Raw genomic sequence first — 15,051 nt, forward strand, 5'->3', positions numbered from 1 at the left:
TCATTAGTAAAATGAAAGTGCTTTCATCTTAAATACTTTTTATACTAAATATTTAAGATGCATTTATAAGTATCTATTGTAAGGTTGGCAGAATCTTACTCAACTTGTCGAGTGTTTCTTGATATTCGCTATCTGGATCACTATCAGCAACGATCCCGCCTCCAGCCCACGCATGAATTTTCTGTTCATTAGCCACCAATGTACGAATCGTAATACTGGTATCCATTGTGCCACAACGGCTGATATAACCTATGCTGCCACAATAAATACTACGGCGGTGCGGTTCTAACTCTTCAATAATTTCCATGGCTCGTACTTTAGGGGCACCTGTTATCGAACCTCCGGGAAAGCATGCTTTTAATAGGTCTGTCGCACTATGATCCTCAGGTAATCCCCCTGAAACGGTACTCACTAAGTGATGTACAGCGGGAAAACTTTCTATCTTAAAAAGGTGTGGTACTCGTACGGTACCGGGGGTGGCAACGCGACCAATATCGTTACGCAGTAAATCTACAATCATTAAGTTTTCTGCACGATCTTTTTCAGCACTTTGAAGAGCTACGGCATTGGCATTATCTTGAGCGGTATTTTTGCTGCGTGGCCGAGTCCCTTTAATCGGTTTAGTTTCAATTAGTCCATCACGAAGTTGTAAAAAACGCTCTGGAGATACCGATAAAATCGCACCTTGTTTTAAGCGAATAAAACCAGAGAATGGCGCTCCATTTTCTGCTTCAAGAGTTAGATATGCTTGCCATTCATCGCCTGTATAATTAGCAGAAAAACGCTGTGCCAAGTTGATTTGATAACAATCGCCAGACAACAAATAATCTTGGATTTTGTTAAATTTGTTACAGTAATCCTCTTTGGTCATATTGGATGACCAAGAAGATGTTAAAGAAAAGCTATCAGTAGGGTTTGTAACTGTTGCTGATTGTTGTTGTGAGAATGCCGTAAGGTGTTGTTCAAGCCATGTTTGACGCTCAGTCCCTTGTGGTTCTACAAGCGTTACCGTTTGTTCTTGATGATCAACAATTAATGCCCAGTCATAGATCCCTAATGCTAAGTCAGGTAGCGGAATGTCATGTTCAGCAATTGTTGAGATATTTTCAACCTGACGACCTAAATCGTAACTAAAGTAGCCTAATGCCCCACCAATAAATGGCAGTGCCATCATTGGGCTAACTGCAGGTAATAATTGCGTTTGTAATGATTGTACTAATGCAAATGGATCATCGGTATACGTTTCTTCTGTACCATTTACATAACACACTTTGCTTATCCCATTTTCTGATTCAATAGTGGCTAAAGGATCAGCAACGATAATGTCAAAACGGTTATCTGGATGATTTTCTGCCGCCGAGCGTAATAGCATTGCCCATGGCAAACCAGAGAGTGGTGCAAACCATGTTAATGCTGCATCTTTTGAGTAGGCGAGCGATGTAATGCTTAATTCTGGATGTGATTTACAAATCATTTTCTTTTTTGTGACAAAAGTTTGATTGGCGCGTAGCGCAATAATAAGTGCAAGAGTATCATATTCAGAGAACGACGCCCAAAGATGTACATGCACTTAACTTGAACATCTTCCCTACAAAAATTGAAAGTAAATTTCGGGCGCTATGGAATGATATAACTCAACGAGGGCAACTATGACTGTCATCCGCAAAGAAGACGTAATTAGTAGTGTGGCAGATGCATTACAATATATTTCTTATTACCACCCACTGGATTTTGTGCAAGCTTTAGAAAAAGCCTATAACAAAGAGCAAAGCCAAGCCGCAAAAGATGCGATTGCACAGATTTTAATAAACTCTCGTATGTCTGCCGAAGGGCATCGTCCAATCTGTCAAGACACAGGGATCGTTACCTGTTTCGTGAAGATTGGTATGAACGTACAGTGGGATAGCGATCTTACTGTACAGCAGATGATTGATGAAGGTGTGCGTCAAGGTTATACCAACCAAGATAACCCATTGCGTGCATCGGTTGTTGCGGACCCTGCTGGTCGTCGTATTAATACGAAAGATAATGCGCCTGCTGTTGTTCATATTGATATGGTGCCAGGTGATAAGGTTGAAATTCAGTTAGCAGCTAAAGGTGGCGGCTCTGAAAATAAAACTAAAATGGTGATGTTGAATCCATCTGATGATATTGCTGAGTGGGTTGAAAAAACAGTACCACTGATGGGAGCTGGCTGGTGTCCTCCTGGTATGTTGGGTATTGGTATAGGCGGAACAGCAGAGAAAGCGGCTGTGCTTGCGAAAGAATCATTAATGGAATCAATTGATATTCATGAATTGAAAGAGCGTGGAGCACAAACAACAGAAGAAGCATTACGTTTAGATATCTTCGATCGTGTCAACAAACTTGGTATTGGTGCGCAAGGCTTAGGTGGTTTAACAACAGTTCTTGATATAAAAATCAAATCTGCACCAACACATGCAGCATCGAAGCCTGTTTGTATGATCCCTAACTGTGCCGCAACACGTCACGTGCACTTTACTTTAGATGGTACTGGTCCTGCAGAATTAACACCACCTAAGTTAGAAGATTGGCCTGAAGTGACATGGGAAGTGGGCGATAGCGTTCGTCGCGTAAATTTAGATACGGTTACGAAAGCAGATGTTCAAGAGTGGAAATCAGGTGAGACTGTTTTAATGTCTGGTAAGATTTTAACTGGTCGTGATGCTGCGCATAAACGTATTCAAGAAATGTTAGCCAAAGGTGAAGGTTTACCTGAAGGCGTTGATTTCAATAATCGTTTCATTTACTACGTTGGTCCTGTTGATGCAGTGGGTGATGAAGTCGTGGGTCCTGCTGGTCCTACAACATCAACGCGTATGGATAAATTTACCGACATGATGTTAGGTGAAACGGGTCTAACGGGAATGATTGGTAAGGCTGAGCGTGGTCCCGCGGCGATCGAGTCAATCAAGCAGCATAAAGCTGTTTACTTAATGGCTGTGGGTGGCGCTGCTTATTTAGTTGCCAAAGCTATTAAAAAATCACGTGTAGTGGCGTTTGAAGATCTTGGTATGGAAGCGATTTATGAATTTGAAGTCGAAGATATGCCAGTAACAGTAGCTGTTGATTCTAATGGTACTAATGCTCATCAAACAGGCCCTGATACATGGCGTGTAAATATCGCTGAAATGGAAAAGTAAGCTATATAAGCATATGTAAGAAAAGGAGCCTTGTGCTCCTTTTTTTATTGTTTCTTTTAGCTTAAAAGGATTGTGATATTGACTCTATTTTCATATATGAAACAAGATTGTTAACTTAAAAGCCTCTACTATTCATAGATATATATTTTTTCATACATTTTTTAACAATAGTAAGATTTAGTATGAAACATCATGGAGAGTAGTATGAGATATCGCTTTTTTGCGGCATTGTTTACATGCTTAGCATTAATTGGCTGCAAGGATGATAAATCAGCGATTGCTGAGCCTGAGTCTCGACCGGTTAAATTACAATCAGTTTCAGTAGGTAATAATGAATCACAACGGGCGTTTCCTGCGATTGTTGAGGCTGGAGATAAAGCCGTTTTAGCTTTTCGCGTTTCAGGTCAACTTGCTAGTGTCGATGTTCACCCCGGCCAATTTGTGACGAAAGGACAGATACTTGCAACATTAAATAGCGATGAATTTTCACTGCTAGTGAAGCAGGCACAAGCGCAATATGATTTAGCGAATGTGCAATTTAAGCGTGATAAAGAATTACGGAAAAAAAATGTAGTATCAGAGTTAGATTACGATGCCTCTAAAGCTAACTTAAAACAGGCAAAAGCTTCATTAGATAAAGCAATATCGAATTTAAGTTATGCCAAGCTTATCGCACCTTATGACGGGCACCTTTCTTTATCCATGGTTGAAAACTATGAATATATCAGTGCTAAACAGCCTGTAATGCATATTCAAAGTGCTAAATTGATCAATATGACATTTCAGCTACCTGATTATCTTTTAGCGCGCTTTCAAGGTCATGCCGAAAATATTAATCCTACCGTAGCTTTCGATACCTTAACTAATCAAACCTTTCCAGCACAATTTAAAGAAATTGATACGGAGCCTGATAGCAAAACATCCAGTTATAAAGTAACACTCTCAATGGCACGTCCGGAAGGCAGCAATATCATGCCGGGAATGTCTGGTAGCGTGACAATTGTTCTGCCACAAGGAAATGCAGGCGCAATACCTATGCGTGCGATCATTACTGAAGACAGTAAAAACTATGTTTGGCGTGTTGATGATAATCAGCAAGTTGTAAGAACTGAAGTCAAATTAGATAACAATAATCGTGTGATATCAGGTTTAGAAGATGGTGATGTTATAGCAACTTCTGGTGTTTCTGAATTGCAATCAGGTCAGAAGGTCCGCTCATGGATCAAGGAGCGTGGATTATGATCAAACGTTATCGTTTATTGACATTGCTTATCTGTACAACATGGTTACTCCAAGGTTGTGAGAAACCAAGTGTTGAGCCGCGCGAAGCGCAACTACGAGTCAAGGTACAGCAGGTACAGTCAGGCAAACAATCACCGAAATTAACGTTTCCAGCAGTGGCATCGGCGGCTGATAAATCTATTTTATCGTTTCGTATTGCTGGAGAAATTACGCAAATATTAGTGCGTTCAGGAGACACCGTTAAAAAAGGGCAGGTATTAGCGCGATTAGATCCACGTGATTACACATTAGAGGTGGATGATGCTCAAGCTAAATACAATGTTATTGATAGCCAATACCGCCGTTCAGCAACATTATTAAAAAATGGCTATTTACCTCAGTCTCAATTTGATGAGTTAAAAGCGAAGCGAAGTATTGCGAAAGCAAATCTTGATTTAGCCAAATTAAAGTTAAGTTTTACAGTGCTAAAAGCCCCATTTAGTGGTGTGATTTCAACTATTCCCGTTGAGCAATTTGAAAATATCAAAGTAGGTCAGCAGATTATGAATATTCATAGCGCTGATTCTGTTGATATCGAGATCCAAGCGCCTGATATGATTTATTCCAAGCAAAGTATCTTGGATGTTAATAAAGCACAGGGTTCTTCCTCGAAAGTCATTTTACCCAATAATGAAAAATACGTGGTGACATTAAAAGAATTTACCACTGAACCAGATCCAGAATCGGGTTCATTTTTAGTGACCTTAACGATGCCGATGCCCAAAGATCAGTTCATTTTGGAAGGCATGCCCGTTGAAGTTGAGGCTGATGCTCAGAAGTTACAAGTTTATCAAGTTGGGCAGCAAATCGTGCCTCTTGAAGCCTTATTTAATTTAGACGGTGATGATATCGCCTCAGATCAGAAATATGTTTGGATACTGACACCAGACAATACGGTGTCGAAACGCCTTGTGGTAACAGATAAAGTTGTGCCTGAAGGGGTGCGATTAAAATCTGGTGTTAAACAAGGGGAACAGGTTGTTGTTACAGGCGTTAACCGCTTACGAGAGGGACAAAAAGTGGTGGTATTGGCTAAGGAGGGACAACAATAATGAAGCAAGATATCGCGACTTATTTCATTAAGAATAAAGTGATCAGCTGGATGCTGACGCTAATATTTCTTGTCGGTGGCACCTTTTCTTTCTTTGGTTTAGGCCAATTAGAAGATCCGGCATTTACTATTAAAGACGCTATGGTTGTTACCTCTTACCCAGGGGCGACACCACAGCAAGTTGAAGAAGAAGTGACCTATCCTATAGAAAAAGCGATTCAGCAGTTAACTTATGTTGATGAAGTGAATTCGATTTCGAGTCGAGGATTGTCACAAATCACAGTGACCATGAAAAACAATTATGGCCCTGACGATTTACCACAAATTTGGGATGAATTACGCCGTAAGGTCAATGATATATCCTCGAACTTACCTCCAGGTGTCGCAAAGCCTAAAGTCATTGATGATTTCGGTGATGTTTACGGTATTTTGTTAGCAATAACGGGGGATGGTTATAGCTATAAAGAGCTCAGTGACTATGTTGATTACTTGCGCCGAGAAATTGAACTTGTCGATGGCGTAGGAAAAGTGGGGGTTACCGGCAATCAGCAAGAGCAAGTATTCATTGAAATCTCAATGCAGCGACTCAGTAGCCTTGGCATTTCGTTAGATACAATTTACAACATTTTAGCGACACAAAATTTAGTCACGAGTGCAGGCGCAGTTCGTATTGGCGATGAATATGTTCGTGTTCATCCTACCGGTGAGTTTAAAAATGTTGATGAGTTGGGCGATTTAATCATTACCGATAAAGGCGCTAATGGGCTGATTTACCTTCGAGATGTGGCTGAGATCAAAAAAGGTTTTAAGGAAATTCCTGATAACTTAGTTAGCTTTAACGGTAAAGAAGCGCTGAACGTCGGCATTTCTTTTGTCGCTGGGGTTAATGTTGTAGACGTAGGTCAACGGGTTATGCAAAGACTGGCTGAACTGAAAGAGCAACAGCCAGTGGGTATCGATATTGATGCAGTATATAGTCAGCCGATTGAAGTTGATAAGTCAGTAAGTGGTTTCGTTGTTAGTTTAGGGCAGGCTGTTGCCATTGTTATTGTGGTGCTACTGTTCTTTATGGGGCTTCGCTCAGGCTTACTGATTGGTTTAATCTTGCTTCTGACTGTTTTAGGCACCTTTGTGTTTATGAAGTGGTTAGCGATCGATTTACAACGTATCTCGTTAGGTGCCCTAGTTATTGCACTGGGTATGCTGGTGGATAATGCCATTGTAGTGGTCGAAGGGATACTGATAGGCATGCAGAAGGGGCGAACGCGAATGCAAGCGGCTTCTGACATTGTGACTCAAACCAAGTGGCCACTGCTAGGGGCAACAGTCATTGCGGTAATGGCATTTGCGCCAATTGGTTTATCGCAAGATTCAACGGGTGAATATTGTCGAACACTGTTTACGGTGCTTCTGATCTCACTGATGTTGAGTTGGTTTACAGCGATATCGTTAACGCCCTTCTTTGCGGATCTTTTCTTTAAAAACGTCAAAGTGGATCAAGATAGTGATCAAAAAGATCCGTATGGCGGTATTTTCTTCACCGTATACCGTAAGTCATTAGAGTTTTGTATGCGTCGCGCCTGGCTAACAGTGATCACTTTGATCTTGATGTTAGGTGTTAGCTTATATGGCTTTACATTATTGAAACAATCGTTCTTTCCTGCATCTACAACGCCAATGTTCATGGTGGATGTATGGCTTCCTGAAGGTACCGATATCCGTGCAACCAATAATACGCTAAAACAGCTTGAGAAAGTGGTCGCAGCGGAAAAGGGCGTAGAATACGTTAGTTCAAGTGCGGGTAAAGGTTCGCAACGTTTTATGTTGACGTACGCACCAGAGAAAAGTTACGCCGCTTATGGTGAGTTAATTGTGCGTGTTGACTCATTTGATAGTGTTGTTCCTGTGATGAAAAATTTCCGTGAACAATTAGATAAACAATTTCCCGAAATTGAATACAAAGCCAAACTAGTCATGCTAGGGCCTTCATCCGGCGCTAAAATTGAAGCGAGAATTGTTGGATCAGATCCAACAGTACTACGTGGTATTGCGTCGCAAGTGGTGGATGTGATGAATGCAGATCCTGGTGCATTTAATATTCGCCATGACTGGCGAGAGCGTACCAAAGTTATTGAGCCTATATTTAATGAAAGCCAAGCAAGACGGTACGGTATCACTAAAAAAGATGTTGATGAATTACTGCAGATGGCATTTTCAGGGATCAATATTGGTCTCTATCGTGAGGGTACAAACCTCATGCCAATCGTGGCACGTTTGCCTGAAGATGAGCGAGTCGACATTAGTACCATAGAAGGCATGAAGATCTGGAGCCCTGCTATTCAAGGTTATATTCCACTGCAACAAGTGGTGCTAGGTGTCAATGTTCGTTGGGAAGATCCATTAGTGGTGCGTAAAAATCGTAAACGTGTGTTAACGGTAATGGCGGATCCAGATCCTATTGGTGAAGAAACGGCAGCGACAGTACAAAAACGTATTATGCCAGCAATCGCAGATATTGAACTGCCAGAGGGGTACGCCTTGGAATGGGGGGGCGAGTATGAATCATCAGCAGACGCGCAAGCCTCGTTATTTCAAACGATGCCGATGGGTTATTTGGCGATGTTCTTAATTACTATTTTGCTTTTCAATAAGGTAAAGGAAGCATTAATCGTTTGGGCAACCGTGCCATTGGCAATCATTGGTGTGACATTAGGTTTGTTGTTACTTAATACGCCATTTGGTTTCATGGCGTTACTTGGTTTCTTAAGTTTGTCCGGTATGTTAGTGAAAAACGGTATCGTATTGCTTGATCAAATCGAGATTGAGATAGCCAGTGGTAAAGAGAAATATTTAGCCGTGTTAGATGCGGCTGTCAGTCGTGTGCGTCCTGTGTGTATGGCAGCTATTACCACTGTTTTAGGTATGTTACCTCTATTACCAGATGTGTTCTTTAAGCCAATGGCAGTGACTATTATGTTTGGTTTAAGTTTCGCGACCGTATTAACCTTAATCGTTGTTCCGGTGCTATATCGTTTATTCCATAAGCTGAAAGTGCCGACAAAAGAAACTGCTTAATGCGGTATTAAATTAACAGCAATTAAAAAGGCTTCCGATTCGGAAGCCTTTATTTTTTATGAGACTATTTAGCGTTTGATTAACTGCAGTGATTAAGCATTCACTTTCCAGCTAATGGTTTCACCCGCTTTAATAGGTACTACCGTGTTGCTACCAAATTGCATTTCTTCTGCTACTGTCCACGACTCTTTTACAAGCGTAATCGTATCTGTATTGCGTGGCAGGCCGTAAAAATCAGGGCCATTGAAGCTAGCAAAACCTTCTAACTTATCTAGTGCGCCAGCTTGCTCAAAGACTTCTGCATATAGCTCGATTGCTGCGTGAGCAGTGTAAGAGCCAGCACAACCACACGCCGCTTCTTTCATGCCTTTTGCATGTGGTGCGGTATCGGTACCTAAGAAAAACTTCTTGCTACCACTGGTTGCTGCATCCACTAATGCTTGCTGGTGAGTGTTACGTTTTAAGATAGGCAAGCAGTAGAAGTGTGGGCGAATACCACCTGCTAGCATATGGTTACGGTTAAACATTAAGTGGTGAGCTGTAATGGTTGCAGCGACATTGTCACCGGCATTTTGAACAAACTTTACAGCATCTGCTGTCGTAATGTGTTCAAGTACAATTTTCATTGATGAAAATTCTTCAACAATAGGGCCTAGTACCGTATCAAGGAATGCTTTTTCACGATCGAAAATATCAACATGATTGTGTGTTACTTCACCATGAATAAGAAGTGGCATACCAACTTCTTGCATCGCTTGTAATGCGGGACGAATTTTATCAATTGAAGTGACGCCAGAATCTGAGTTAGTCGTTGCGCCTGCAGGATAGAGTTTAGCTGCATATACATGACCCGATGCTTTGGCTTTCTTAATTTCTTCAGGTGATGTGTTATCAGTTAGGTAGATAACCATAAGTGGTGAGAAAGTCGGGTTTGGTTGAGCGTCAAGAATACGTTCACGGTAAGCTAAAGCTGATTCTGTATCAGTAACAGGAGGGATTAAATTAGGCATGATGATCGCGCGCCCCATGTAACGGCTAATATCCCTTACTGTATCTTTTAATACATCGCCATCACGTAAATGTGTGTGCCAATCATCAGGACGAGTAATCGTTAATGTTGTCATTTTGTTTCCCTTCCAAAAAATTTGCCCGATTCTAAAAGTATCGTTGCGCTAAGTAAAGGTCATTAATTCAACAGTCGGTTTGATTGTTGAATTAAAAGGCAATCGTTTGCCAAAAGAGAATATGATCACAGCACTTTAGTTAGAATCTGTGTATCATTGTCCTTTTTTCTTCATGCTTATTACTGAATAAACCACGAAGAGCATGCCTATTGCATGATAAAAAGTAAAAGGTTCATTAAGTAATGTGATAGCAAAAACTGCGGTAATTGCAGGGCCAACATTACTGGTTAAACTTAGTAATGATGGATTTAATTTTTGCATCGCGGCAGCAACAAAAAACGATGGCAACACAGTACAAAAGATCCCTAGCGCGATCCCAAGCAGGATAAGCATTGGATCTAGGTCGATCACATTGACACCTTGCCACTGACTTTGAATTAAAATAATGATCCCCGCAGATCCCATTCCGATACAGGTAAATAATTGGCTGCCCATTTGGGTAATTAACTTTTTGCTCATAATTAAGTAACAAGCGAAAACGAATGCGGATGCAATGGCCAATCCACTACCTAGCAAGACATTATTTCCCATGCTCCCTAGATCATGAAAAACAATAAAAGCGACACCAATATAGCCAAGTGCAATAGCTTTAAATGTACCTTGTGCTGGTTTTTGTTTTAGGACAAGCCAACTAATTAAAACGACGAAGCTTGGAAATAGAAAAATTAGTAGTCGTTCTAGTTGTGCGCTTATGTGTGCCATGGCTGCAATATCAAGGTATGACGCAACATAGTAGCCTAAGACACCAATAGCGCTTGCCGTTAAACCATATCGTTTCAGGTTATCTCTGTGCTCTATTTTTCTTAATAGCCACATCATCATAACAATATAAATTGGCACAGAACTTATCGCTCGTAACGACATAATAGATACCGCATCTCCACCATATTGATAAGCTAGTTTGATAAAAACGGGCTTGATAGAAAATAAAGCAGTACCGATAAGGGCATAAACAATGCCTTTATTGAGTTCAGCATGAGGGGAACTGACGCTTTCGTTAACTGGGTTGTTGTTTGAGTTCGATGATGTCATGTGATTTCTCGCTTAAAGATGTAAATAAAGCTGCGAGAAATGCGGAGGTCACTGGCTGAGCATAACTCACAGCCAGATAGCAAAAACCTACCGGCCGGATGGCAGTAGTGAATTGAGGAGCCAAATGTAATAAGTGTAAATAGATGAATAAATCATAGTGTTGCCTATTTATTGAACGATAACTTCAAGTTACAAGAGATAAAAAATACTTACAAGCATTTAATTGCAATTGCTGAGTTTTTTTCTTAAATCAGATGAAAATCTTTCGGTAATAAAATCAATAAACACGCGTTGGCGATAAGGCATATTGATATTAGGCAAATATTGTAAGAACACAGTACCTTGGTAATTATCAAGTAGTGTCCAATCGCTAAGTACCTCAGTAAGGGCTTTTGATTGCAAAGCTTTTTGCGCGACGAATGCAGGCAATACCGCAATACCAAAGTGATTTAATGCTGCATCTAAACGCATCTCTGTATGATTAACAATATAACGGCCATTCACCGTCACTTTCAGCTCTTCATCTTCAGATTTAAATCGCCATTGGTTGTCGGTATTTGTTTCGCCTAGGTAGATACAATCATGCTGGGCTAATTGCTTTGGGTGCGTTGGCGTACCTTTCTTTTCGAGGTAATACGGGCTTGCGCATAATACTAGATCGTTAGTGGCTAACTGTTTGGCAACTAGGTTATTTTGAGGCTCGTTGGTTAACCTAAAGACGACATCTACGTCGTGATAGAGTGGATCGATCGGTTTGTCTGTAACTTGGATTTTAAGTTGTAGCTTTGGGTAAGTGTCAACAAATTCCAGTAATAGGGGTTGAAGCACCTGACGACAAAATGCTTTCGGTGAAGCAATGGTGAGTATCCCTTCAATATCTTGTTTTTGCTTACTGGCTATATTTACTACATCTTGGGCTTGCTGAAGGATATTTTTACCATATTGGTAAGCTTCTTGTCCTGCAATGGTGAGTGACTGGCTACGAGTACTGCGTTTGATTAGTTGTACTTGAAGCTCTTTTTCTAGGCGGCTTATTTGACGACTAACGCCAGATGGTGTCATTCCCAATTTTTTAGCGGCATGACTGAAGCTTTCTGACTCTACAACAGTGACAAAGGCTGCAATATCAGGAAGAAGTTGAATAATTTTATTTTTGTCCATCAGTCATAAATCCTTTGCTTATTGGCGGTATTATCAACATCAAGTCAAACATATACCATTCAATCTTACAAGAACAGTGACTAAAACCGTGTAAGAAAGGATGTGTGTGAATGGAACAGGTCGAGCAGAATAAAAGTGTATTTTTGAATACATCGTTAATAGCAACAATAGGCGTGCTAGCTGCCGCTGTATTTTGGGGAACTAGTTTTGGTGTGGCAAAAGAATCCATGCTTTATACTGGTGTATTGATGTTTTTGGTGATTCGTTTTTGTTGCACACTTTTAGTGATATTCCCCTTAGTCAGCAAGAAACTAAATAAACAGGTTTGGCTGCAATTAGCACCAACGGGAGGAATATTAAGTATTATTTATTTGGCCGAAACTTATGGTCTTAAACACACAACAGCTTCAAATGCTGCTTTTCTTATTAGCCTTTTTATTATCTTTACTCCTGCTGTTGATGCATTGTTTAATCGTCATAAACTTGCGGTTACAGATTTATTTGCCGGATGCATTGCGATTGCCGGTGTGTGGTTATTAGTAGGAGATAGCCTGAATACGGTAACGTTCAATATCGGTAATATTCTCATTTTGATCGCAGCACTGGGGCGTGCAGCTTTTGTGGTGACAACTAAAAAGAAAATGAATCAACAACATTGCGATCCTATGGTGGCAACATTTATCCAATTATCAGTAGTAACCGTTGTTTGTATTAGCCTATTGGTTTTCACTGTCCCTGTAGAACAATTCATCATCCCTAGCGCGCCAGAGTTTTGGTTGTATATTGGTTACCTAGTGATTTTTTGTACCTTGTTTGCTTTTTACTTTCAAAACTATGGGGTGAAGCATACAAGTCCAACCCAAGTCTCTTTTTTATTAGGATTAGAGCCTGTATTTGGTGGTTTGTTTGCACATTGGTGGTTAGGAGAACGATTTGAACAGCTTCAATGGGTGGGGGCGGGACTGATTGTACTGGCCGCCATGTTCATCTCAGTGAAACCTAAATTTTTCGCTAGAACAAAAAAGCCGATCTGATGATCGGCTTCATTTATTTGCTTAGCTTAAATTACAGTTTAAATTTATGAACCAGTTTATTTTGTTCAGTGGCTAAGCTATCTAACATTGTACTGGCTTCTGCCATTTCTTCCATTGCATTGTAGTTAGTATCAGCAATATGACTAATATCCTCTAAACTACGGGCAATGTCGGCAGTCGTCGTACGTTGCTCTTCCGCTGATTGTGCAATTTGACTACTCATTTGACTAATTTCAATGATAATCGCTTGGATCTCTTCCATTGCACTATTGGCATCTGATGCTTGATTAATACTGTTATCCATTTCTGTTACACAGCTTTGCATCATTTCCATCGCTTGACCTGAGCTACCTTGAAGGTTTTGGATCATCGCTTCAATCTCAGAGGTAGAGTCGGTGGTACGTTTAGCGAGAACACGTACTTCATCGGCAACAACGGCAAAGCCTCGTCCTTGATCGCCAGCACGAGCCGCTTCAATGGCAGCATTGAGTGCAAGTAGGTTAGTTTGGTCGGCAATATTACGAATAACATCCAAAATAGAGCCAATATTACTGCTCATTTGTTGAAGATCAGCAACGGCAGTTACAGAGTCATCTAAGCGAGTTGAAAGCTGATGCGCAATATTGATGTTTTTACTCATCACTTCACGACCTGTTGCTGATGCACGTTCTACCTCATGAACACGTTCCATTGTGTTCTGCGCACTTTGCGATACATCAGTCACTGAGTGCTCCATCTCTGTCATTGCTGTTGCTACAGAAACGGTTTGCTCTCGTTGTTCATTGAGTCGCTGTTTTGCCTGTGCTGTTGTACTTTGGTTTTCTGCTGCAACTTGAGTGAGATCTTCAGATGCTTTGCTTAATTGACTTAAAATTTGTTGAAGGTTACCAGCTAACGTATTGATGTGATGACTTAATTTATTAAACTCAATGAATTGACTGCTTTCTGTACGCTGTGTCATATCACCATCAGTTAATGATTCAAGCGTTTTAAGCATAGATACAAGTGGACGGCGTACACTTCGCGCTAAATACCAACCGATAGAAATGGCTAATAAAATAACCACAATCGCAATACCCACAGCTTTGGTGACGCCTTGATTGTAGGTGTTATCAGCTGTTGCAATCGCTTGATCCATTTGATTAGTCGCTTGCTGATTAAATTGCTCAAGGATTGATAGCGCTTGGTTAACTTCTTTAGTTAGCGTGGCAATGTTGTCGTAAAGGCGTGTTTTCGCTTCAATATATTCATAGTGTTGATCAAGCACGCCGCCTTTTTTACCGATATCTAACGTGTATTGAGTAACAGATTTACCGAATGTTTCTTTTAAGCCTGAAAGTAGGGTTGTTAAGCTACGAAATGCGTTGGCAAGATGGTTTACACTGCGTTTATTCGCCTTCATTGCAGCTTTAATCTTACTGATATCGTCAGTAGCAAGGGCGTCTGAAGTAATGGTTTCTGTTTCTTTTAACTTCACAAAGAAATTTTTAGCCATCATTTTAACAGCCATATTATCTTGCTCATTAATGTATTCTTTCATACCAATGCTGAGCTCAGCTTGCAAACGCTGGAAGCGTCGCGCTGATTGTTGGCGCTCATCACCGGCTAACATTTGCGCGCGATAGTTACCCATCGCGGTTTGAGCTTCGCTGAAGTAACGCTGTTCTAATTCGGTTAGTGCTTTAATGTAAGATGTTAATTCAGGGTTACTTTCAGCAATGGCTACAAGCTCTTTACGTGCAGAGGCGAAGTCTCTTGTTGCTTTACGAAAGTCTGCTTCATAGGTTTTCATTGCGGCTAGATCTTGACTAGTTAAGAAGTCTTTAAAAGTTTTGTCTGCGGCAAGAAGTTTAACACTGACTTTATTTGATATAGAGACTAAAGGAAGTGCGTCTGTTGTCACTGTTGTTAACTGATTATGGATGCGGTTTGTTCCATCAAGCATGAGCACAATGGTTAAAACAAACAATGCAACCATAACCACAAAACCGGAGTACATGCGACGTATGACCGAAGTTTGGCTAGATTTCTTCATAATATCCCTATATTTAGCAAAGGGTCAGTGTCAT

10 protein-coding genes are annotated in these 15,051 nt (G+C 40.7%); 5 read left to right on the forward strand and 5 right to left on the reverse strand.

Annotated elements, in window-relative coordinates:
- Positions 1 to 73: 73 nt before the first annotated feature.
- Positions 74 to 1,570: an aminodeoxychorismate synthase component I gene (gene pabB / locus CTN01_RS14540; protein WP_045149613.1), complete on the reverse strand. Its 1,497-nt coding sequence runs from the start codon at positions 1,568 to 1,570 to the stop codon at positions 74 to 76.
- A 79-nt stretch (positions 1,571 to 1,649) separates the two neighbouring features.
- On the opposite strand from pabB, the gene CTN01_RS14545 reads away from it, so the two are divergent.
- The 4 genes from CTN01_RS14545 to CTN01_RS14560 all read left to right on the forward strand — a co-directional run bounded on the left by CTN01_RS14545 (position 1,650) and on the right by CTN01_RS14560 (position 8,571).
- On the forward strand, positions 1,650 to 3,164 hold the full coding sequence (locus CTN01_RS14545) for a fumarate hydratase (protein ID WP_045149614.1): 1,515 nt from the start codon (positions 1,650 to 1,652) through the stop codon (positions 3,162 to 3,164).
- 204 nt (positions 3,165 to 3,368) lie between these two features.
- Positions 3,369 to 4,406, forward strand: coding sequence for an efflux RND transporter periplasmic adaptor subunit (locus CTN01_RS14550; RefSeq protein ID WP_045149616.1), 1,038 nt, complete (start codon positions 3,369 to 3,371; stop codon positions 4,404 to 4,406).
- Entirely contained in the window at positions 4,403 to 5,497 is a 1,095-nt protein-coding gene (locus tag CTN01_RS14555) for an efflux RND transporter periplasmic adaptor subunit (RefSeq protein WP_045149619.1), read from the forward strand. The genes CTN01_RS14550 and CTN01_RS14555 overlap by 4 nt, the downstream gene beginning before the upstream one ends.
- Entirely contained in the window at positions 5,497 to 8,571 is a 3,075-nt protein-coding gene (locus CTN01_RS14560; protein ID WP_045149620.1) for an efflux RND transporter permease subunit, read from the forward strand. The genes CTN01_RS14555 and CTN01_RS14560 overlap by 1 nt, the downstream gene beginning before the upstream one ends.
- A gap of 92 nt (positions 8,572 to 8,663) precedes the next feature.
- On the opposite strand, the gene pyrC is transcribed toward CTN01_RS14560, so the two are convergent.
- The 3 genes from pyrC to CTN01_RS14575 form a co-directional block, all read right to left on the reverse strand.
- Complete coding sequence (gene pyrC, locus CTN01_RS14565) at positions 8,664 to 9,695, reverse strand: dihydroorotase (RefSeq protein ID WP_045149622.1); 1,032 nt, start codon at positions 9,693 to 9,695, stop codon at positions 8,664 to 8,666.
- Between the two features lie 153 nt (positions 9,696 to 9,848).
- Positions 9,849 to 10,787: a DMT family transporter gene (locus CTN01_RS14570; RefSeq protein WP_045149624.1), complete on the reverse strand. Its 939-nt coding sequence runs from the start codon at positions 10,785 to 10,787 to the stop codon at positions 9,849 to 9,851.
- Between the two features lie 219 nt (positions 10,788 to 11,006).
- On the reverse strand, positions 11,007 to 11,948 hold the full coding sequence (locus CTN01_RS14575) for a LysR family transcriptional regulator (protein WP_045083024.1): 942 nt from the start codon (positions 11,946 to 11,948) through the stop codon (positions 11,007 to 11,009).
- Between the two features lie 110 nt (positions 11,949 to 12,058).
- Between CTN01_RS14575 and CTN01_RS14580 the strand changes: the two genes are divergently transcribed.
- Positions 12,059 to 12,982 carry a DMT family transporter gene (locus CTN01_RS14580; protein WP_045149625.1) on the forward strand — a complete coding sequence of 308 codons (924 nt, stop codon included), beginning with the start codon at positions 12,059 to 12,061 and terminating at the stop codon, positions 12,980 to 12,982.
- A gap of 31 nt (positions 12,983 to 13,013) precedes the next feature.
- Here the strand turns inward: CTN01_RS14580 and CTN01_RS14585 are convergent, their stop codons facing one another.
- Positions 13,014 to 15,017, reverse strand: coding sequence for a methyl-accepting chemotaxis protein (locus CTN01_RS14585; RefSeq protein ID WP_045083022.1), 2,004 nt, complete (start codon positions 15,015 to 15,017; stop codon positions 13,014 to 13,016).
- Positions 15,018 to 15,051 lie beyond the last annotated feature (34 nt).

Source organism: Photobacterium angustum (assembly GCF_003026365.1).
Taxonomy (GTDB): domain Bacteria; phylum Pseudomonadota; class Gammaproteobacteria; order Enterobacterales; family Vibrionaceae; genus Photobacterium; species Photobacterium angustum.